Here is a 17,924-nt window from a genome sequence, read left to right as displayed (position 1 = left end):
ACGGAACCCAGCACTGTACTGCCGTCGTAAATGGTGACCGTCGACCCGGCTTCCGCCGTCCCGCTCAGGGCCGGCGTTGCATCATTGGTCAGTCCCCCGCTGGTCAGCGGCCCGGTGTGCTGCTCCGCGTCATCCGTCACCTGCAGATCGCTGACCGGCGCCACGGTGGTGTCCACCGTGAGCACAAAATCCGGCGAGTGGCCGCTGGTGTGACCTTCCGTATCAGATACGGTGGTGCTAAGCGAATGTTCACCATCACTTAGTGTTGGGAGCGTAAAACTCCACTTCCCGTCAGCACCAACGACTACCTTACCCACTACAGTCGTGCCATCGTATATGGTCACTGTCGTACCAGCCTGCGCGGTTCCGCTTATTGTCGGAGTGGCATCATTGGTCAAGCCGCCATTAGATATACTCCCGGTATGTAGAGCAACATCGTCTGTCACCGTAATGTTTTTAGCGGCGGAGAGAGGGTCGACCCCAGGCCCTGTATCCGAATCACTATCTGCATCTGCATCACTATCCGAATCCGAATCACTGTCCGCATCAGAGTCAGTATCATCGTTCGAAGAATGCGAGGAGTGATCTTTATCGGAAGATCCCGCGATCATTGCCCCCACACCAAGCAAAGCCGCACCCGCCATTACCCATGGCGCGATACTGCCGCCAGAGCTTCCAGCGGCTAAAAGTCCTGAAATATCACTGATGAGAGAATAATGCGCATCGCTGGTTCCGGCTCCCTCAAGCCACCACAACGCGCCAGTGTCATCATCCTGCAACACTAAATCGCTATGATGCCCATTAGCATCATTCACAAAAAAGTTTTTTAGCGTAACGGTGCTACCGTCATTTATTTTCAGAACAAGATCATTACCTTGCCTGGTGTAGGAACTAATATCCTCACGCTTAATATGCAATACCACCACTGACTGCGTGTTTAAGTTAACTTGATTGCCATCAACGGTGTATTTCACACCTGTATCTTTTGCTGTCACATTTATATTTTTCATCAGGAAGCACCCTTGAGATGAAGACGCAGTCAGAGGTATGGGATAATTCTTAATTATGCATCTTATTAGATATACCAGAACCTCCGGCCTCGCAAGGATGTTACAAAATAAAAATGAAACATACTGAAACAGCTGCAACACCATGATTAAATTAATAAAACAATGAAAAAACACATTTTGACATGAGATTATTTTTCATGCCAACTTTCCAACTCATAACTGAAATCTATGGTAATAAAAATTATACTTCCTGGCTTCTTCATTTCTTTTTGTATCAAGTTCGTGTCATATCAATAAAATCCGTGACGGATATCATCTATTTCAATCATAAAAAGATAAATTATTTTTTAATTATTAAAATTTACAAATAACACAAAATAAAAACCGCAACTTTTCCGCGGCAATTAGAAAAACGATTCTCGGAGTCTTTTTTAATATTTTTTTATTCTATTACTGCCCGCCAAAAATAAATAAACATTAGTTATATTGTGGATAATTAACATTTATTAGATTACAATTTTATTGACGAAACGTTTCGCTCATCTAAATAAGTAATAACGTCCTTGTTTGCAAATTAAGTCCATAAAAAAACCCGCAAATGCGCTGAGGGATCCCCAGTAATGGCTCAATCTTTAGTAGCACGAATGAATTTGAAGCCAGAAAAATCATGAAGCTATACAGCTGAAAAATGCAGATAGAGCAGAATTTCCGCGATGAAAAAAGTGAACGCTTTGAGTTTGGTCTGAGGGCCAGTCACAGCCATTCAGCGGGTCGTCTGCTGGTACTGAGTCTGCTGCAAATCTGGTGACTATAGTAATGTGGCCGTTGGGTTATCATGCTGAAAAAAAAGATTTCATCTTAGATATCAGGCGAATAGTCTCAAGTAGAGAAGAGTTATTTCGTATCTGAAATTAGTGGAGAATATCCTGAGGAATTCTCCACTAATTTTAAAAAGAACAGTGCTGAGCACTGTTCTTAATCACCTCGCCAGAACCTGCCAGAATATGGTACTGGTTTATTAGCGCTGAGTTTGTGGGGATCCCTCAGCGCCGGGGTGGGGTCATACTTTACTTCGCTAACCCTAGTCGGGGAATTTCAATGGCCGGACAGCGGTCCATCACCACATTTAACCCCGCTTCACGCGCCATCACCGCCGCCTGTTCATTAATAACGCCGAGCTGCATCCACAACGTCTTCGCCCCGATGGCCACCGCTTCTTGCGCCACACCCCACGCCGCTTCCGAGTTGCGGAACACATCAACCATATCGATTTTTTCCGGTACTTCCGCCAGGGTGGCATAGCCTTGTTGACCAAGTAGGGTTTTACCTGCGACCTTTGGTGAAACCGGAATGACGTGGTAGCCCTGTTCTAGCAGATATTTCATTACCCGATAGCTCGGGCGATCGGGTTTGTCGCTGGCGCCTACCAGCGCAATCGTCCGGGTGGTGGTCAGAATGCTAGCTATATCGTTCTCTTTCATCATAATCCTCCTGCGCTTTAGCCCTAGTGTAAGCTAATCCATGTAAACCAGCCATCCAGCCTAACTCACAGATACGGCAAAATTTTTCTTTCCGACGCTTGCAGCATCAGTCACTTCCAGTACTCTGTCTGCAGGTTAATATAAGTGGAACCCCATTATGGAACTGACAACACGTACCTTACCCGCACGCAAACATATCGCGCTGGTAGCACACGATCACTGCAAAGATCTGCTGATGAAATGGGTCGAACGTCACCAGGCGCTACTGGCTCAGCACCAGCTCTATGCAACCGGGACCACCGGCAACCTGGTCTCACGCGCCACCGGGCTGGAAGTGAAAGCGATGCTGAGCGGACCGATGGGCGGCGACCAGCAGGTAGGCGCGCTGATTTCGGAAGGGAAAATTGATGTACTGATCTTCTTCTGGGATCCGCTCAATGCGGTACCTCACGATCCTGACGTCAAAGCGCTCCTGCGTCTGGCGACGGTGTGGAATATCCCGGTAGCCACGAATGCCGCCACCGCTGACTTTATTATCCAGTCGCCGGACTTTAATCAACCGATTGAAATTTTAATCCCTGATTACCAACGCTACCTTGCCGAGCGCCTGAAGTAATCCCCACGGCGGCCTGATGGCCGCCGACGATCAGGGCTTTCGCGCTACCGGCACGCCCAGTTCCTGCAGTATCTCAACAAATGACGAAGGCCGTTCTTTATTGAACAGCAGCCAGACCCGCAGGCGAGCGCGGGTTATCGCCACATACAGTAGCCGACGCTCTTCAGCATCCGGGAAATCTTCCGGCTGTGGCAACAACGCTTGTTCCATTACCGACTCTCTTGCCGGCGCCGGGAAGGCGTCATCCCCCTCCTGCAGGCCCAACACAATAACAAAGTCAGCCTGCTGGCCTTTGCTGGCATGAATTGTCATAAAATCTAGCTGCAGATGCGGCCAGCGGGTCGCGGCTTTTTCCAGCGCGGCGGGTTTCAGATGGTGATAGCGTGCCAGCAGCAAAATTCGCTGTTCGGGTTTAACGTAGCCGCTCAACTTGTCGAGCAGATCGTCGAGTTTATCGTCAGGCAGCAGGGTCACCGCTTTCTTATCGCCAGCCGTGAGACTATTCAGCGGTTTAGCCAGTTGATGCGGGTTTTGCTGAATAAAACCATTAGCAATCTCGCCGATACGACCGTTAAATCGATAGGTGGTATCCAGCGCGCAGCAATCTCCTTCGCCAAAGTAGTGGTTAAACGCCGTGGTTAAAGAGAGCTGCGCGCCGCTGAAGCGATAAATCGCCTGCCAATCGTCACCCACGGCAAATAACGAGGTCTGTTTATTTTGCCGGCGCAGCGCCGCCAGCAATTCAGCACGCTGTGGAGAGATATCCTGAAACTCATCAACCAGAATATGTTTCCAGGGGCTCACAAAACGGCCTTTATCCAGTATGTTGACCGCCTGGTGTATAAGCCCGGAGAAATCAACGGCATTTTCCTCTTTCAACGCTGCTTTCCAGGCTTTCAGCAGCGGGGCCATCAGTTTCACACGCTTATTAAAAAGATCGCTGACTTCTTCAGGGGCGCTGGCGATCATCTCCGCCTGCGAGCCGCCGTGCATGCGCATTAAACTAACCCAGCGGTCAAGGCGGCCGGCCAGGCGGCGCAGCAGCGCGCGATCCTGCCAGAAATCGCCTTCGTCAATCTGCCACTCCATCTCATCTACCAGCCACTGACGCCAGCCTTTGGCCTGCGCTTTTTTCTCCTGACACTGCTGCTGCCAGGCCTTCAACAATAGCTTTTGCCGGGCGGCTGTATCGTTTTCCAGCTTACTGATCGCCGGCACTTTCTTGCTGCCCTGCTGAATAATATGTAACGCCAGTGAATGGAACGTTCGCGCGGCAATCTCGTCAGTTCCCAACCGCTCCTGAATACGTTCATCCATTTCCTGAGCCGCCTGACGGCCAAAGGCCAGTAGGAGGATCTGATCCGCCGCTGCTTCGCCGCGATTTAATAACCACCCGGCACGAGCGACCAGTACCGACGTTTTGCCGCTACCGGCGCCGGCAAGAACCAGCAGCGAACGCTCGCCGTTAACTACCGCCCGCGCCTGCGCCGGGTTGAGCGGCGAAGACTCAATCTTATCGAAGAAACCGCGATACTGTTCCAGCATGGCTTCGGTATAGGCTTGATTATGCGCCAGGCGAGCCTCGTCGATATCGCTAAGCCAGCATTGACACTGGCGCCACAGTTCGCGGCAATTATCGAATTCATCCAGACGGCTTTCAGGGAAAGGCAACCCGGTTAAGGCCCGGCGGATTTTATCCTGCACGTCCGCGACCTGCTGACGCGTCAACCACTTACCTTCAGCGCTGGCTCGTTCAATTTCACTTAACTGCTGGCGCAGCAGGTCCGCGGCAATTTCACTCATCTCCGCGCTCCACTGCTGCCAGAGATTATTGAGATGATGAAAGAAATGCTGCGTCTCAGTCCATTCGGTACCATGCAAACGCACAACTTTGCTTTCCGGCAGCACGAATTCCAGTTCACCCCACACCAGGCCACGCTTACATTGAACTGACAATAACTGATTGAAAGGTATAAGATACTCATGACGATCGCCTGAGACTTTTACCCCGGCATTAAGCAACTGCACCCGATCATAAGGATGCTGTGCCATGCGTTTGCCCAATGTTGTCGCTTTAAGTTCCATATATCGCCAAATTTCAATCAGTTTGAATGTTTTTAAGTTTAACCGCCCGCGAGCAGGTGCTCCAGCGCAAAAAAACGTTACAATTGCCGGGTCTTATTATCCACAGGGTTAACCAGAGGGTTTATGCGTACCATTCTGAATATTTTGAACTTTGTTCTTGGCGGTTTCGCCACCACGCTCGGTTGGCTACTGGCGACGCTGGTCAGTATTATTTTGATCTTCACGTTACCGCTGACGCGTTCATGTTGGGAAATCACCAGACTATCGCTGTTCCCCTACGGTAATGAAGCAATTCATGTTGATGAACTGGAACCTGAAGCAAAAAACAGTTTACTGAACGCGGGCGGCACTATTTTGAATATTTTGTGGTTCATGTTCTTCGGTTGGTGGCTGTGCCTGATGCATATTTTCAGCGGTATTGCGCAGTGCCTGACCATCATTGGTATCCCCGTGGGGATCGCCAATTTTAAAATTGCCGCCATTGCACTTTGGCCGGTAGGACGCCGCGTGGTCTCCGTTGAAACGGCTCGCGCCGCGCGCGAAGCCAACGCCCGCCGTCGCTTTCAGTAATTGTACGGAACACTGTTATGTTAAGCCCCCTGCTCCGCCGTTATACATGGAATAGCGCCTGGCTATATAACGCCAGGATATTTATTGCGCTTTGTGGCACCACGGTTGCGCCGTGGTGGATTGGCGAAGTCAAACTCACCATCCCGTTAACGCTTGGGGTGGTTGCCGCGGCGTTGACCGACCTCGACGATCGCCTTACCGGGCGGTTACGTAATCTCGCTATTACGCTGGTCTGCTTCTTTATTGCCTCCGCGTCGGTGGAGTTACTGTTTCCATGGCCGTGGCTGTTTGCTATTGGGTTAACCCTGTCCACGACGGGTTTTATCCTGCTCGGCGGGCTGGGTCAACGCTATGCCACCATTGCTTTCGGCGCCTTACTGATCGCTATCTACACCATGTTAGGGGTCACTCTGTATAACAGTTGGTACCTGCAGCCGCTCTTTTTGCTGGCTGGCGCCATCTGGTACAACGTATTGACGCTCGCAGGGCATCTTATTTTTCCCATCCGCCCACTGCAGGATAACCTTGCGCGCAGCTATGAACAGCTGGCCCAATACCTTGAACTTAAATCCCGACTGTTCGATCCGGATATCGAAGATGAAAGTCAGGCCCCGTTGTACGATCTGGCGCTCGCTAACGGCAAGCTGGTTGCGATGCTTAACCAGACGAAAGCGTCTTTACTGACACGCCTGCGCGGCGACCGCGGGCAACGCGGCACTCGTCGCACCCTTCAGTATTATTTCGTCGCCCAGGACATTCATGAGCGTGCCCGCTCATCACATATTCAGTATCAGACGCTTCGCGACCATTTCCGCTACAGCGATGTGATGTTCCGTTTCCAACGGATGTTGTCAATGCAGGCGCAGGCCTGTCAAAAACTTTCCCGCGCTATTCTCTTACGCATCCCGTATCAGCATGATGCGCACTTTGAACGTGCCTTTATGCATCTGGACGCGGCGCTGGATCGCGTCCGCGCCAGCGGCGCGCCGCAAGATCAGGTCAAAGCGCTGGGTTTTCTGCTCAATAACCTACGCGCTATTGATGCGCAATTGGCAACTATCGAATCGGTGCAGACCAGCGTGCTGGCCAGCAACCATCCCGAAAATCTGCTTGCCGACGATCGCCCTAGCGGGTTTAGCGATATCTGGTTACGACTGCGCAGCAATATGACGCCGGAATCGGCGCTTTTCCGCCACGCGGTGCGAATGTCACTGGTGCTGTGCGCGGGCTATGCGTTCATTCAGTTTACCGGCCTCAACCACGGTTACTGGATTTTGCTTACCAGCCTGTTTGTTTGTCAGCCGAACTATAACGCGACCCGGCATCGTCTGGCGTTAAGGATCATCGGTACATTGATTGGCGTCGCGATCGGCCTACCGGTGCTGCTGCTGGTTCCCTCGGTTGAAGGCCAGCTGCTGCTCATTGTACTAACCGGCGTGCTGTTTTTCGCTTTTCGCAACGTGCAGTATGCGCACGCCACGATGTTTATCACGCTGCTGGTACTGCTGTGCTTTAACCTGTTAGGTGAAGGATTCGAAGTCGCTTTACCGCGTATCCTTGATACGCTGATCGGCTGCGCCATCGCCTGGGCGGCAGTGACCTTTATCTGGCCTGACTGGAACTTCCGTAACTTACCTCGCGTACTGGATCAGGCCATCAACGCTAACTGCCGTTATCTTGACGCTATTCTCGAGCAGTATCATCAGGGGCGCGATAACCGTCTTGAGTATCGCGTTGCCCGGCGTAACGCACATAACCGGGATAGCGAACTGGCATCAGTGGTATCAAATTTATCCACAGAGCCTAAAGCCGACACCACGATGCGTGAAACGGCATTCCGCCTGTTGTGTCTTAACCATACCTTTACCAGCTATATTTCCGCGTTGGGGGCGCACAGGGAAAAACTGACGACTCCGGAAATACTGGCGTTACTCGATGATGCCGTCTGCTACGTCGATGATGCGCTGCATCATTCTCCCGCAGACGAACAGCGTGTTCAGCAGGCGCTCAGCAACCTGCAATCGCGAATTCAACATCTGGAGCCGCGAGCCGACAGTAAAGAACCATTGGTCCTGCAGCAGATTGGGCTACTGCTCGCACTGCTGCCGGAAATATGTCGTCTGCAGCGCCGGATTGCTGGTCAACCGGAATAATCCTCCACGCTGTATCCTTGTGTATTAGCCCACTCCCGTAGCTCCTGGCGCCGCTGCGCCGGGAGCGCGGCGGAATGAATGCCGGCAATCGCGCCCGCCAGGGACTCAAGGACATTGATTGATATTCCTTTATTATGCTCTCTCAATTTTAACCAGCTCTTTTCCGCCCCGAGTGTACGCAGCATTTTCACATCGGTTATTCCGGCATGGATCAACATCAACTCCATATGGAAGCTGATATTAGGCAAATTCTTTAGTCTGCCGGAATCACGCTGATGCTGCTTTTCGCTTCGCGCCGAATGCAATGACAGCTGCGATAGGTGAAACAGCATTTTACTGTCCTGCCATAGTGCTTCATCTATCCGGTAATACTTTAAGGCCACTGGCCGGCCATTCTTGCGCATCATCAGCATCGGGCTGTGATGTTCAACCCGATAAGAGGCGCTTTGTTCGCAAACCCTAAGATAGATTTCGCCCTCAGCCACCATGGCGAATACGGTATTTTCAATCGCCAGACTATACCCGCCGAATAAAGGCCGGCTACTGATTTTACCTAAGGGGGAAAGGCACTCCTGAAACTGGAGGAACCGTAATTTTGAAATTTTCTTCATGATCATTCCTTTGGTAATCATGCACATAAAAGTAATTTTATTAACGGATCCGTTATTGAAGAAAATAAGTGAGTTCGTTTTGTGCAGCAAGATGAATTTTGGCTTCATCTCAATCAGCTCGCTGTTTTGCGAGGCGCTTTCAGGAAAAAGTTATTCTGCAAATTGTGTTACAGAGACTCGCTGAATACTTAAGCAATGTTAATTGATGAACAGCATATCGGCCCCATTGAGGACACGCCCGGCAGCCGTGAAGTAAAGATTAACGGAGGAAAATGTCGCCTGCGGGTTCAACATAGAGACAGTGAATTCATATAAATAAGTCGCCGCAGCGATAATTCATAGCCGGGTAGAGCGCATAAAATATATGCAAAAATGGGAAAATGAGGTTGACGACGCCCCCTGGCAGATATACTGTATATGCATACAGTAACCCACAGGCGAGATAGACTATGTTTACTTCAGCTCACGCAAATCGTTCACCACTGACTTCGGCTTCAGTACGTCGCCCTTCGCACAGCGTCGTCGAACATTCAGCCACTGGGCTGATTAGTGAAATCGTCTATCGCGAAGATCAACCCATGATGACGCAGCTTTTGCTGCTACCTTTATTACAGCAGCTTGGCCAGCAGTCGCGCTGGCAACTGTGGCTCACCCCGCAGCAAAAGCTGAGTAAAGAATGGGTACAGTCGTCCGGCCTTCCGCTTTCAAAAGTGATGCAGATTAACCAGATGTCGCCCTGCAATACTTTGGAATCGATGATTCGCGCTTTACGTACCGGGAATTATAGCGTGGTTATTGGCTGGCTGACGGATGAACTTACTGAACAAGAACATGAACGTCTGGCGCTCGCCGCAGAAGAAGGTCATGCGATGGGCTTTATCATGCGTCCGGTGAGAAATACAAGCCAGCCTGGGAGACAATTAAGTGGGCTAAAAATTCACTCAAATTTATATCATTGAGTGAAATTAGGATTAATCCTGGAATTTTTTTTGCCTCGTCAAAAACCATTCTCGCAAAGTGGTTAATTTCACAGAGATCCCGGTGTGGTGCGGTTTTGCGACTTTTCACCGCGTTCACAAATTAACCATATTTGTTAAATATTGTGTATACAACCCTTTTTTTTCATATGCCTGACCGAGTTCACACTTGTAAGTTTCTAACTAAGTTGTAGACTTTACATCGCCAGGGGTGATCGGCTTACGCTGCATGTATCAGCATAGTTAACAACGAGTCACGCCCCCGGTGAAGGATTTAACCGTGAGGTCTTATGTACCTTCATGGCGAATTTTGGATGATAATGAGGCGCAAAAAATGAAAAAGACAGCTATCGCGATTGCAGTGGCACTGGCTGGCTTCGCTACCGTAGCGCAGGCCGCTCCGAAAGATAACACCTGGTATGCAGGTGGTAAACTGGGTTGGTCCCAGTTCCATGACACCGGCTGGTACAACAGCAACCTGAACAACAATGGCCCGACCCACGAAAGCCAGCTGGGCGCTGGTGCGTTCGGTGGTTATCAGGTTAACCCGTACCTCGGTTTCGAAATGGGTTACGACTGGCTGGGCCGTATGCCTTACAAAGGCGACAAAGTTAACGGCGCATTCAAAGCTCAGGGCGTTCAGCTGACAGCTAAACTGGGTTACCCGATCACTGACGATCTGGACATCTACACCCGTCTGGGCGGCATGGTATGGCGCGCTGACTCCAGCAACAGCATCGCTGGCGACAACCACGACACCGGCGTTTCCCCAGTATTCGCTGGCGGCGTTGAGTGGGCTATGACCCGTGACATCGCTACCCGTCTGGAATACCAGTGGGTTAACAACATCGGCGACGCTGGCACTGTAGGCGTTCGTCCGGACAACGGCATGCTGAGCGTTGGTGTTTCCTACCGTTTCGGTCAGGAAGACAATGCACCGGTTGTAGCTCCGGCTCCAGCTCCGGCTCCGGAAGTCACCACCAAGACCTTCACCCTGAAGTCTGACGTACTGTTCAACTTCAACAAAGCAACTCTGAAACCAGAAGGTCAGCAGGCTCTGGATCAGCTGTACACCCAGCTGAGCAACATGGACCCGAAAGACGGTTCTGCAGTTGTTCTGGGTTACACCGACCGCATCGGTTCCGAGCAGTACAACCAGAAACTGTCTGAGAAACGTGCTCAGTCCGTTGTTGACTACCTCGTAGCTAAAGGCATCCCGGCTAACAAGATCTCTGCTCGCGGTATGGGCGAATCTGATCCGGTTACCGGCAACACCTGTGACAACGTGAAAGCTCGCGCTGCACTGATCGACTGCCTGGCTCCGGATCGTCGCGTTGCGATCGAAGTTAAAGGTTACAAAGACGTAGTAACTCAGCCGCAGGCTTAAGTTTCCTACGATAAAAAACCCCGCTAATGCGGGGTTTTTTTTGGCCTGAATTTGAGCTCAGAGGAAAATCTCAAGCAACGTTGGCCGCTACTTACTCTTTTCCTAAGAGCACCTGCAGATCGTGCTTCAGGCTCGACATCTTGCTGGCATATTTTTCTTTATGCTCGGCGTCTTCAATTAGCTGTACGATGGTTTCTGATAATGTCTTGCCTCGCCGTTGCGCAAGCCCGGCCAGGCGTTGCCAGACAACGAACTCCAGATCGATGGACTTTTTCCGCGTATGCTGATGCTCGGCGTTAAAATGACGCTTGCGTCGTGCGCGAATAGTCTGCTTCATCCGGTTAGCGAGCTCCGGATTCATATGCTGATCGATCCAGGTATTCACCAGAACAGGTTCATTTTCGAGCGTCAGCAAGACATCGACCGCGGCTTGCGCAGCGCTGGCTTCAATGTAGCGGGTAATCAACTCACCTTCCCGGTGCTTCTTTACCAGATATTTCCATTTCCAGCCGCTTTCAAGGTTTTCCAGTTGTTGATATTTCATTGCGATCTCAATGTGACCGTGTAACTCATTTCAGGATATCAGTTTTTTCTGGATGTGCTGAGAATAAATCATCTTTCGTGAAGTGGACGATTCCATTATCAGCGTGATAAACGCAATCCTCCGTGTGCGCAGACGCGGTATCGGGTATAATCGCTCGTTTTACATCTGACTAAAAAACAGCGACTTTGACCATTACGAAACTTACCCGAAACGACCTCGCTCCTGATACGGAAAGTTATCAGGCGCTGTTTACCCAGGTCAATCTCGCCGAGACAGAGGCATCCCTCGCCGGCGATCTACAACCCCGTTTATTTTATGCGCTGGAACAGCTTCTGATCACGCCAGCCATTTCATCATTTATGCTGGTAAAGGCGCCGGAAGAACCTGAATATCTGCATTGGGTAGCCGAAGCCGCGCGCAGCCTGCAGCAGTCCACGACAGCGCTATGCGGTGTACGCTATCAGGTCAACGGCGGCAACGTAACCATGTCGCCGGCACAAAGCGCGGAAGACAATTTTGCCAGCAACGGTCCGGTTGAATCCGCCGACTGGATTGAAGCGGAACAGCTCTTTGGTTGCGTACGCCAGTTTAACGGCGAAATTTCGCTGCAGCCGGGTCTGGTGCACCGCGCGAACGGCGGCGTCCTGTTGCTCTCCCTGCGTGCGCTACTGGCCCAGCCGCTGCTATGGATGCGCCTGAAGAACATGGTGACCCGTCAGCGCTTTGACTGGTTGTCCATTGATGAATCCCGCCCTCTTCCCGTTAGCATTCCTTCCATGCCGCTGAACCTGAGGATCATTCTGATCGGCGAGCGTGATGCGCTGGCTGACTTTCAGGAGATGGAACCGGAACTCGCGTCGCAGGCCATTTATAGCGAGTATGAAGATAACCTGCAGATAGCCGATGCCGACACCCTGAAACTCTGGTGCCAGTGGGTCTGGCAACATGCTCGTCAGCTTTCGCTGCCGGGGCCGGCGGCTGACGCATGGCCGCTGCTGATTGCAGAAGGCGCGCGCGACACCGGCGATCAGGAGACGCTTCCGCTTTCCCCTCTCTGGATTGGCCGTCAGCTGCGTGAAGCGGCAGCCTTCTGCGAAGGCGAATTGATTAGCGGCGCGGAGATGCAAACTATGCTTGAGCGCCGTGAATGGCGTGAAGGCTACCTTGCCGAGCGGATGCGCGATGAAATTCTTCTCGATCAGATCATGATTGATACCGAAGGCGAATGCATCGGCCAAATCAATGCCCTGTCGGTAATCGAGTTTCCAGGACACCCGCGCGCCTTTGGCGAACCTTCGCGCATCAGCTGCGTGGTACATATCGGCGACGGCGAATTTATTGACGTTGAGCGTAAAGCTGAACTGGGCGGTAATATTCACGCCAAAGGCATGATGATCATGCAGGCGTTTATTATGTCCGAGCTCGAACTTGAACAGCAGCTGCCATTTAGCGCTTCACTAACCTTCGAGCAGTCCTACAGTGAAGTGGATGGCGATAGCGCCTCAATGGCTGAGCTGTGCGCGCTTATCAGCGCGCTGGCCAATGTGCCGATTAACCAGAGTATTGCGATTACCGGCTCGGTCGATCAGTTCGGTCGCGTCCAACCGGTCGGCGGACTGAATGAAAAGATTGAAGGTTTCTTTACCATCTGCCAGCAGCGCGGATTAACAGGCAAGCAAGGCGTCATCATCCCTTCAGCCAACGTCCGTCATCTGAGCCTGGCGGCGGAACTTCGCCAGGCGGTGGCTGACGAGCAGTTCTTTATCTGGGCCATTGACGACGTTACCGAAGCCCTGCCGCTTCTCACCCAGCTGCAGTGGGATGGTGAAGGACAAACGCTACGACAAACCATTCAGGAACGGATTGCGCAGGCGATGCAACAAGAGACTCGCCATCGTTTTCCATGGCCGCTACGCTGGTTAGGCGGATCAAATTCGAACTGATCGGACTTGTTCAGCTTACACGTGTTAGCTATCCTGCGTCCCGAACTCAAAATAAGGCTTACTGAAAACATGGTAGATAAACGCGAATCCTATACAAAAGAAGATCTTCTTGCCTCTGGTCGTGGTGAACTGTTTGGCGCGAAAGGCCCGCAACTGCCGGCGCCGAGCATGCTGATGATGGACCGCGTCGTCAAGATGACCGAAACCGGCGGCAACTACGACAAAGGTTACGTTGAAGCTGAGCTCGACATCAACCCGGACCTGTGGTTCTTCGGTTGTCACTTCATCGGCGACCCGGTAATGCCTGGCTGCCTGGGTCTGGACGCAATGTGGCAACTGGTTGGCTTCTATCTGGGCTGGCTGGGCGGCGAAGGGAAAGGCCGTGCGCTGGGCGTAGGCGAAGTGAAATTTACCGGTCAGATTCTGCCGACGGCGAAAAAAGTCACCTATCGTATCCACTTCAAACGCATCGTAAACCGTCGCCTGATCATGGGCCTGGCGGATGGCGAAGTGCTGGTAGATGGTCGTCTGATCTACTCTGCAACTGACCTGAAAGTAGGTCTGTTCCAGGATACTTCCGCGTTCTGATTTACCTTCCGTACTTATCCTTAAGTACAAAAGGCGAAGCCTTCGCAATGCGAAGGCTTCTTTTTTAAAGAGACAGTCAGGCAGTCTGCACCCTGTCCTCCATGGCTTCTCGCCAACCTCCTAGCCAATGGGACCTCTGATTAAGGGTCTGGTAGGGACACATTTCTTTCGATCTACCGGTAATGCCGGCCTGATATCCACGCTGATGTGCCCGTTCCAGGCGATCTCGTTTTTGTCTCTTCATGCCTCGTTTCCCTCATTATTTGATCTGGTGGAAAAGAAAACAGTGGTCACTAAATATGCAACCACGTATAACCTTTACCGCGAAACGCAGGCAGCGTCAATGCGCAAAATTCACGCCAGTGTCATATTTGTGAGCTATATGAAAGTTCATTTGTACAAAAATCGTGAGCCAGCACAACTATCAACCTGATGCGGCAAATAAAAAAGCCGCGGCGATTTTTCAGGTCGCGGCGGCTTTAATTTTATTAATTTTACTTATGGCAGGCGGTTCAACTCACTCGCAATCGCGGTGGCTTCCTGGCTCCAGGCCTGCGCCAGGGTCTTAACCATCGCGTCATAGCCATCTTGCTGTTGCTTAAGTTCAATATTGAACGGACGCTTGATTAACTGCCCCTGATGCTTAAGCAGCCATTCACCGCTAACAATGACCCGGCCGTCGTAGCGGCCGTGGAAGCCGCTAACGGAGACATTAAGCGTATCCTGCTCGCTGCCTAACGGCTGCGATGCCACCACCCAACCCGGCAGTTGATTGCTCAGATTCGCCACCAGCGTGGTACGTAACTGCTGGTCCAGCGGGCTCGCCCACAGATTGTTATTAGCAATCACATACTGCACATCGGTAGTCTGATAAACCACGCCATTCCCGGCCAGATAATCAGGGATACTGACCTGCTCAACCCACAGCAAATTCTTGCTCTGGTTGACGGCGCTTTGCGCGCCGCTCTTTGCTACCGGTAATTGATAGTAAGTTTTATTCTCACCACCGCTGCTGCAGGCCGTCAGTACGCATACCGCTGCCGCTACTAACCACTTTTTCATTATTTCGCTCCCTTCGGCTGCGGATCTTTTTTATCCTTGGCCTCAAATACCAGCGCATTGCTCTTGTCGTTGAGGGTTTTCAGTACCGGCTGCAGTTCACGAAGCACCTGATCCAGTCGCTGCATATCCGCAACCATCTTATTGTAGGCCGCCGAGCCAGGCTGGAAGCCCTGCATACTGCGGTTCAACTCGCGCAACGTACTCTGCATATCAGCTGGAAGCTGCTGCATCGACTGGCTTGAAGTGATCTTATTCAAGTTGTCGAGCGTAGTCTGGACACGCTGCATGGTTTTCTGGCTCTGCGCCAGGGTACTGGTCGCCTGCTCCAGCAGCGGGTTAATCGGCAGATTGTTAATCTTATCGAGCGCATCCATCAGACGCTGCTGGATCTGTGCCAGACCGCCGCTGACGGTTGGAATGATCGGATAGCCGCCGAACTCCTGAATCTTGCCGCGCGGAGGCGCTTTCGGATAGAAGTCGAGATCGATATACAGCGCGCCGGTGACCAGGTTGCCGGTTTTCAGCGAAGCACGAAGCCCGCGGTTGATCAGATCGTCAATATGCGCGCGAATGTTCGGATCGCCGCCCAGTTGATTGATCAGACGTTCCGGCTCGATACGTATTTCAACCGGGATACGATAATCATCGTTCAGGCTCTGTTTCAAACCGGGGATAAAGAACGGCACTTTGCCGACGGTACCAAGACGAATACCGCGGAATTCAACCGGCGCCCCTGGCTGCAGACCACGCACTGAATCTTTAAAGAACAGGACGTAATCAATATGCTGGGTGAACACCGAATCCTGAATACTCTTCTGATCGTCAAACAGGTGGTATTCCGTTTTATTCGCCACCGGCTCGCCGAGATCAAGTCCTTCCGGAATGTCAAAGCTCACACCGCCGCCAAACAGCGTCGACAGCGATCCCATCTCGACGCGCATTCCCGCGGACGTGAGGTCAACCGCGATACCGCTATCTTTCCAGAAGCGAACGTTGGTCGTCACCAGACGGTCGTTCGGCGCATTGATAAACAGCTGATAAGTGATGCGGCGCTTCTGCGTATCAAAGGTACTGGTTTCAACCGAACCGACGCGATAGCCGCGGAACAGCACCGGATCGCCAGGCGAGAGTTGCCCGGCTTTGCTACTTTCCAGCAGAACACGGATGCCTTTGGCATCCGGTGAAGCCAATGGCGGCGAATCCAACAGCGGATACTGCGGCGCCACAGAACCTTCTTTACCTGGCTGCAATTCGATATAGGCACCGGAAAGCAAGGTGCCGAGGCCGCTAATCCCCTCGCGCCCCACCTGCGGTTTCACCACCCAGAACACCGAGTCTTTATGCAGCAGCTTCTGCATCCCCGAGTTCAGACGCGCTTTAATTTCTACATGTTTCAGGTCATCAGTCAGGATAGCGCTTTCCACTACCCCGACATCAACGCTGCGGCTCTTGATACGCGTTTTACCCCCTTCAATGCCTTCGGCGTTGGTGGTGATAAGCGTCACCTCCGGCCCCTGGTGGCTGTAGTGGTAAAACAGTATCCATGCGCCGATGAGCACAGTCACAATCGGAAAGATCCAGACCGGTGACCAGTTCTTCACCTTCTGCACTTTCGCTTCTCCGCTCTTATTTTCCATGCTGTTGCATTTCCTCATGGCTTGGATCTGGTTCACGGTCCCACAATAGACGTGGGTCAAACATCATGGCCGAGAACATGGTCATAACAACGACCAGCGCGAACATCACCGCGCCTATCGCCGGATAGATATTCATCAAGCCTCCCATACGCACCAGCGCCGAGAGTACCGCGATGACAAAAACGTCGATCATTGACCAACGGCCAACAAATTCAACCACTTCATAAATCAGGTGCATACGCTCTGAATCACGCGCGCCGTTTCCGTTCGCACTCCAGCATAGCCAGCCGATAGCGATCATTTTTAACGTCGGCACCATGATACTGGCGATAAAGATAACCAGCGCGACCGGGTAAGAGCCCTCACTCCACAGCAGAACGACGCCCGCCATGATTGTCGACGGCATTTTATCGCCCAGCAGATCGGTAATCATAATCGGCAGAATATTGGCGGGTAAATAGAGCACAAATGACGTCATCAGCAGCGCCAGCGTCCACTGCAGGCTGTTTTTACGCCGCGGGGTACCTTTGGTGTGACAGCGCGGACACTCTTTCTCATCCGCTGGCAGCACCGCCGTGCAGCACGAGCAGGAACGCAATCCCTGACGAAGCCCCGGCACGCCAGGGCGCAGCGGCTGCTTAATGACCGGCATTGGCGCAATGTCGTCCCACAGCCAGCGGCGATCGACGCACTGAAACGCCCGCAATTGCAGCAGGCAGAACAGACACCAGGGAACAAAGCTCAGCCCAACGCCGATATCACCATAGGCCATGAGTTTAACGAAGCTGACCAGCACCCCGGCGAGGAAAATCTCCGCCATCCCCCAGCTTTTGAGGTGAAACAAAATCCGCGCCAGAAACGCCTTCAAGCGTGAAGGCATATGAACGCGATTGACCAACAATAAGATGGTCACCAGACAAAACGCCGGGACCAGTTGGACAAAGAGTAAAAAGAACGTACCGAGGCTGGCGTAATCCTCGCTGAACAGCACATTAGGGATTTCCAGCAGCTCAATTTCGCTGCTGATCCCGCCGACTTTCATATAAACAAAAGGAAACAGGTTCGCCAGCAGCAACATGAACAGCGCCACCAGCGCATAGGCCGTGGGGCGCTGCCGCGGCGCGTCCCACGATGTGGTGAGCGTGGTGCCGCAGCGTGGGCATGCGGCTTTCTGGCGATGCTCCAGCGGCGGCAAAGCCACCAGCAGATCACATTGTGGGCACAATATGTGCCGCGCAGCATGATGATGATCGCACATGA

The 17,924-nt window shown here is 52.1% G+C and carries 16 protein-coding genes and 1 pseudogene; 8 read left to right on the top strand and 9 right to left on the bottom strand.

Annotated features, from left to right (window positions below):
• A partial coding sequence (locus tag AC2CGP_RS17040) for a BapA/Bap/LapF family prefix-like domain-containing protein (RefSeq protein WP_484502401.1) occupies positions 1 to 1,010 on the bottom strand: 1,010 nt, incomplete at its 3' end.
• Between the two features lie 628 nt (positions 1,011 to 1,638).
• On the opposite strand from AC2CGP_RS17040, the pseudogene AC2CGP_RS17035 reads away from it, so the two are divergent.
• A pseudogene (locus tag AC2CGP_RS17035) lies at positions 1,639 to 2,032 on the top strand (transposase family protein); the annotation flags it as partial.
• Between the two features lie 45 nt (positions 2,033 to 2,077).
• Here the strand turns inward: AC2CGP_RS17035 and AC2CGP_RS17030 are convergent.
• Positions 2,078 to 2,491: a CoA-binding protein gene (locus tag AC2CGP_RS17030; protein ID WP_020079236.1), complete on the bottom strand. Its 414-nt coding sequence runs from the start codon at positions 2,489 to 2,491 to the stop codon at positions 2,078 to 2,080.
• Positions 2,492 to 2,648: 157 nt separating this feature from the next.
• Between AC2CGP_RS17030 and mgsA the strand changes: the two genes are divergently transcribed.
• Positions 2,649 to 3,107 carry a methylglyoxal synthase gene (mgsA, locus tag AC2CGP_RS17025; protein ID WP_015367424.1) on the top strand — a complete coding sequence of 153 codons (459 nt, stop codon included), beginning with the start codon at positions 2,649 to 2,651 and terminating at the stop codon, positions 3,105 to 3,107.
• A gap of 30 nt (positions 3,108 to 3,137) precedes the next feature.
• Here the strand turns inward: mgsA and helD are convergent, their stop codons facing one another.
• Positions 3,138 to 5,192 (bottom strand): DNA helicase IV, encoded by a 2,055-nt coding sequence (gene helD, locus AC2CGP_RS17020; RefSeq protein ID WP_213759807.1) that lies wholly within the window; start codon positions 5,190 to 5,192, stop codon positions 3,138 to 3,140.
• A 123-nt stretch (positions 5,193 to 5,315) separates the two neighbouring features.
• Here helD and AC2CGP_RS17015 point away from each other — a divergent pair, with 123 nt between their 5' ends.
• Positions 5,316 to 5,762, top strand: coding sequence for a YccF domain-containing protein (locus AC2CGP_RS17015; RefSeq protein WP_020079238.1), 447 nt, complete (start codon positions 5,316 to 5,318; stop codon positions 5,760 to 5,762).
• A 17-nt stretch (positions 5,763 to 5,779) separates the two neighbouring features.
• Positions 5,780 to 7,915: a YccS family putative transporter gene (gene yccS / locus AC2CGP_RS17010; RefSeq protein ID WP_484502400.1), complete on the top strand. Its 2,136-nt coding sequence runs from the start codon at positions 5,780 to 5,782 to the stop codon at positions 7,913 to 7,915.
• On the opposite strand, the gene AC2CGP_RS17005 is transcribed toward yccS, so the two are convergent.
• Complete coding sequence (locus AC2CGP_RS17005; RefSeq protein ID WP_026612357.1) at positions 7,903 to 8,526, bottom strand: TfoX/Sxy family DNA transformation protein; 624 nt, start codon at positions 8,524 to 8,526, stop codon at positions 7,903 to 7,905. The two genes, yccS and AC2CGP_RS17005, sit on opposite strands and share 13 nt — an antisense overlap.
• Before the next feature lie 449 nt (positions 8,527 to 8,975).
• On the opposite strand from AC2CGP_RS17005, the gene sulA reads away from it, so the two are divergent.
• Both sulA and ompA read left to right on the top strand, forming a co-directional pair.
• Complete coding sequence (gene sulA, locus AC2CGP_RS17000) at positions 8,976 to 9,485, top strand: SOS-induced cell division inhibitor SulA (RefSeq protein ID WP_020079240.1); 510 nt, start codon at positions 8,976 to 8,978, stop codon at positions 9,483 to 9,485.
• A 352-nt stretch (positions 9,486 to 9,837) separates the two neighbouring features.
• Complete coding sequence (gene ompA / locus AC2CGP_RS16995) at positions 9,838 to 10,890, top strand: porin OmpA (protein ID WP_080473199.1); 1,053 nt, start codon at positions 9,838 to 9,840, stop codon at positions 10,888 to 10,890.
• Between the two features lie 91 nt (positions 10,891 to 10,981).
• On the opposite strand, the gene matP is transcribed toward ompA, so the two are convergent.
• Complete coding sequence (matP, locus tag AC2CGP_RS16990) at positions 10,982 to 11,434, bottom strand: macrodomain Ter protein MatP (protein ID WP_015367432.1); 453 nt, start codon at positions 11,432 to 11,434, stop codon at positions 10,982 to 10,984.
• Positions 11,435 to 11,619: 185 nt separating this feature from the next.
• Here matP and AC2CGP_RS16985 point away from each other — a divergent pair, with 185 nt between their 5' ends.
• On the top strand, positions 11,620 to 13,377 hold the full coding sequence (locus tag AC2CGP_RS16985) for an AAA family ATPase (RefSeq protein ID WP_334754653.1): 1,758 nt from the start codon (positions 11,620 to 11,622) through the stop codon (positions 13,375 to 13,377).
• A 69-nt stretch (positions 13,378 to 13,446) separates the two neighbouring features.
• Positions 13,447 to 13,965 (top strand): bifunctional 3-hydroxydecanoyl-ACP dehydratase/trans-2-decenoyl-ACP isomerase, encoded by a 519-nt coding sequence (fabA, locus tag AC2CGP_RS16980; RefSeq protein ID WP_015704907.1) that lies wholly within the window; start codon positions 13,447 to 13,449, stop codon positions 13,963 to 13,965.
• A 76-nt stretch (positions 13,966 to 14,041) separates the two neighbouring features.
• On the opposite strand, the gene rmf is transcribed toward fabA, so the two are convergent.
• The 4 genes from rmf to pqiA all read right to left on the bottom strand — a co-directional run bounded on the left by rmf (position 14,042) and on the right by pqiA (position 17,922).
• Positions 14,042 to 14,209 (bottom strand): ribosome modulation factor, encoded by a 168-nt coding sequence (rmf, locus tag AC2CGP_RS16975; RefSeq protein WP_015704906.1) that lies wholly within the window; start codon positions 14,207 to 14,209, stop codon positions 14,042 to 14,044.
• A gap of 254 nt (positions 14,210 to 14,463) precedes the next feature.
• The gene (gene pqiC / locus AC2CGP_RS16970; RefSeq protein WP_484502399.1) at positions 14,464 to 15,027 is read right to left on the bottom strand and encodes a membrane integrity-associated transporter subunit PqiC; all 564 of its coding nucleotides are present in this window, start codon (positions 15,025 to 15,027) and stop codon (positions 14,464 to 14,466) included.
• Positions 15,027 to 16,664 carry an intermembrane transport protein PqiB gene (gene pqiB, locus AC2CGP_RS16965; RefSeq protein ID WP_015704905.1) on the bottom strand — a complete coding sequence of 546 codons (1,638 nt, stop codon included), beginning with the start codon at positions 16,662 to 16,664 and terminating at the stop codon, positions 15,027 to 15,029. Before pqiB ends, pqiC begins: the two co-directional genes overlap by 1 nt.
• Complete coding sequence (gene pqiA, locus AC2CGP_RS16960) at positions 16,654 to 17,922, bottom strand: membrane integrity-associated transporter subunit PqiA (RefSeq protein WP_015367438.1); 1,269 nt, start codon at positions 17,920 to 17,922, stop codon at positions 16,654 to 16,656. The genes pqiB and pqiA overlap by 11 nt, the downstream gene beginning before the upstream one ends.
• Between the last annotated feature and the right edge of the window lie 2 nt (positions 17,923 to 17,924).

It is taken from the genome of Klebsiella sp. SYXHC3 (assembly GCF_057196925.1).
The sequence above is the reverse complement of the archived record's forward strand: the minus strand, read 5'-3'. Positions and strand labels throughout refer to the sequence as shown.

Bases quoted from the DNA above. Each gene is read 5' to 3' on its own strand.
- AC2CGP_RS17030 (WP_020079236.1), bottom strand. From the start codon at position 2,491: ATGAAAGAGAACGATATAGCTAGCATTCTGACCACCACCCGGACGATT.
- mgsA (WP_015367424.1), top strand. From the start codon at position 2,649: ATGGAACTGACAACACGTACCTTACCCGCACGCAAACATATCGCGCTG.
- helD (WP_213759807.1), bottom strand. From the start codon at position 5,192: ATGGAACTTAAAGCGACAACATTGGGCAAACGCATGGCACAGCATCCT.
- AC2CGP_RS17015 (WP_020079238.1), top strand. From the start codon at position 5,316: ATGCGTACCATTCTGAATATTTTGAACTTTGTTCTTGGCGGTTTCGCC.
- yccS (WP_484502400.1), top strand. From the start codon at position 5,780: ATGTTAAGCCCCCTGCTCCGCCGTTATACATGGAATAGCGCCTGGCTA.
- AC2CGP_RS17005 (WP_026612357.1), bottom strand. From the start codon at position 8,526: ATGAAGAAAATTTCAAAATTACGGTTCCTCCAGTTTCAGGAGTGCCTT.
- sulA (WP_020079240.1), top strand. From the start codon at position 8,976: ATGTTTACTTCAGCTCACGCAAATCGTTCACCACTGACTTCGGCTTCA.
- ompA (WP_080473199.1), top strand. From the start codon at position 9,838: ATGAAAAAGACAGCTATCGCGATTGCAGTGGCACTGGCTGGCTTCGCT.
- matP (WP_015367432.1), bottom strand. From the start codon at position 11,434: ATGAAATATCAACAACTGGAAAACCTTGAAAGCGGCTGGAAATGGAAA.
- fabA (WP_015704907.1), top strand. From the start codon at position 13,447: ATGGTAGATAAACGCGAATCCTATACAAAAGAAGATCTTCTTGCCTCT.
- rmf (WP_015704906.1), bottom strand. From the start codon at position 14,209: ATGAAGAGACAAAAACGAGATCGCCTGGAACGGGCACATCAGCGTGGA.
- pqiC (WP_484502399.1), bottom strand. From the start codon at position 15,027: ATGAAAAAGTGGTTAGTAGCGGCAGCGGTATGCGTACTGACGGCCTGC.
- pqiB (WP_015704905.1), bottom strand. From the start codon at position 16,664: ATGGAAAATAAGAGCGGAGAAGCGAAAGTGCAGAAGGTGAAGAACTGG.
- pqiA (WP_015367438.1), bottom strand. From the start codon at position 17,922: ATGTGCGATCATCATCATGCTGCGCGGCACATATTGTGCCCACAATGT.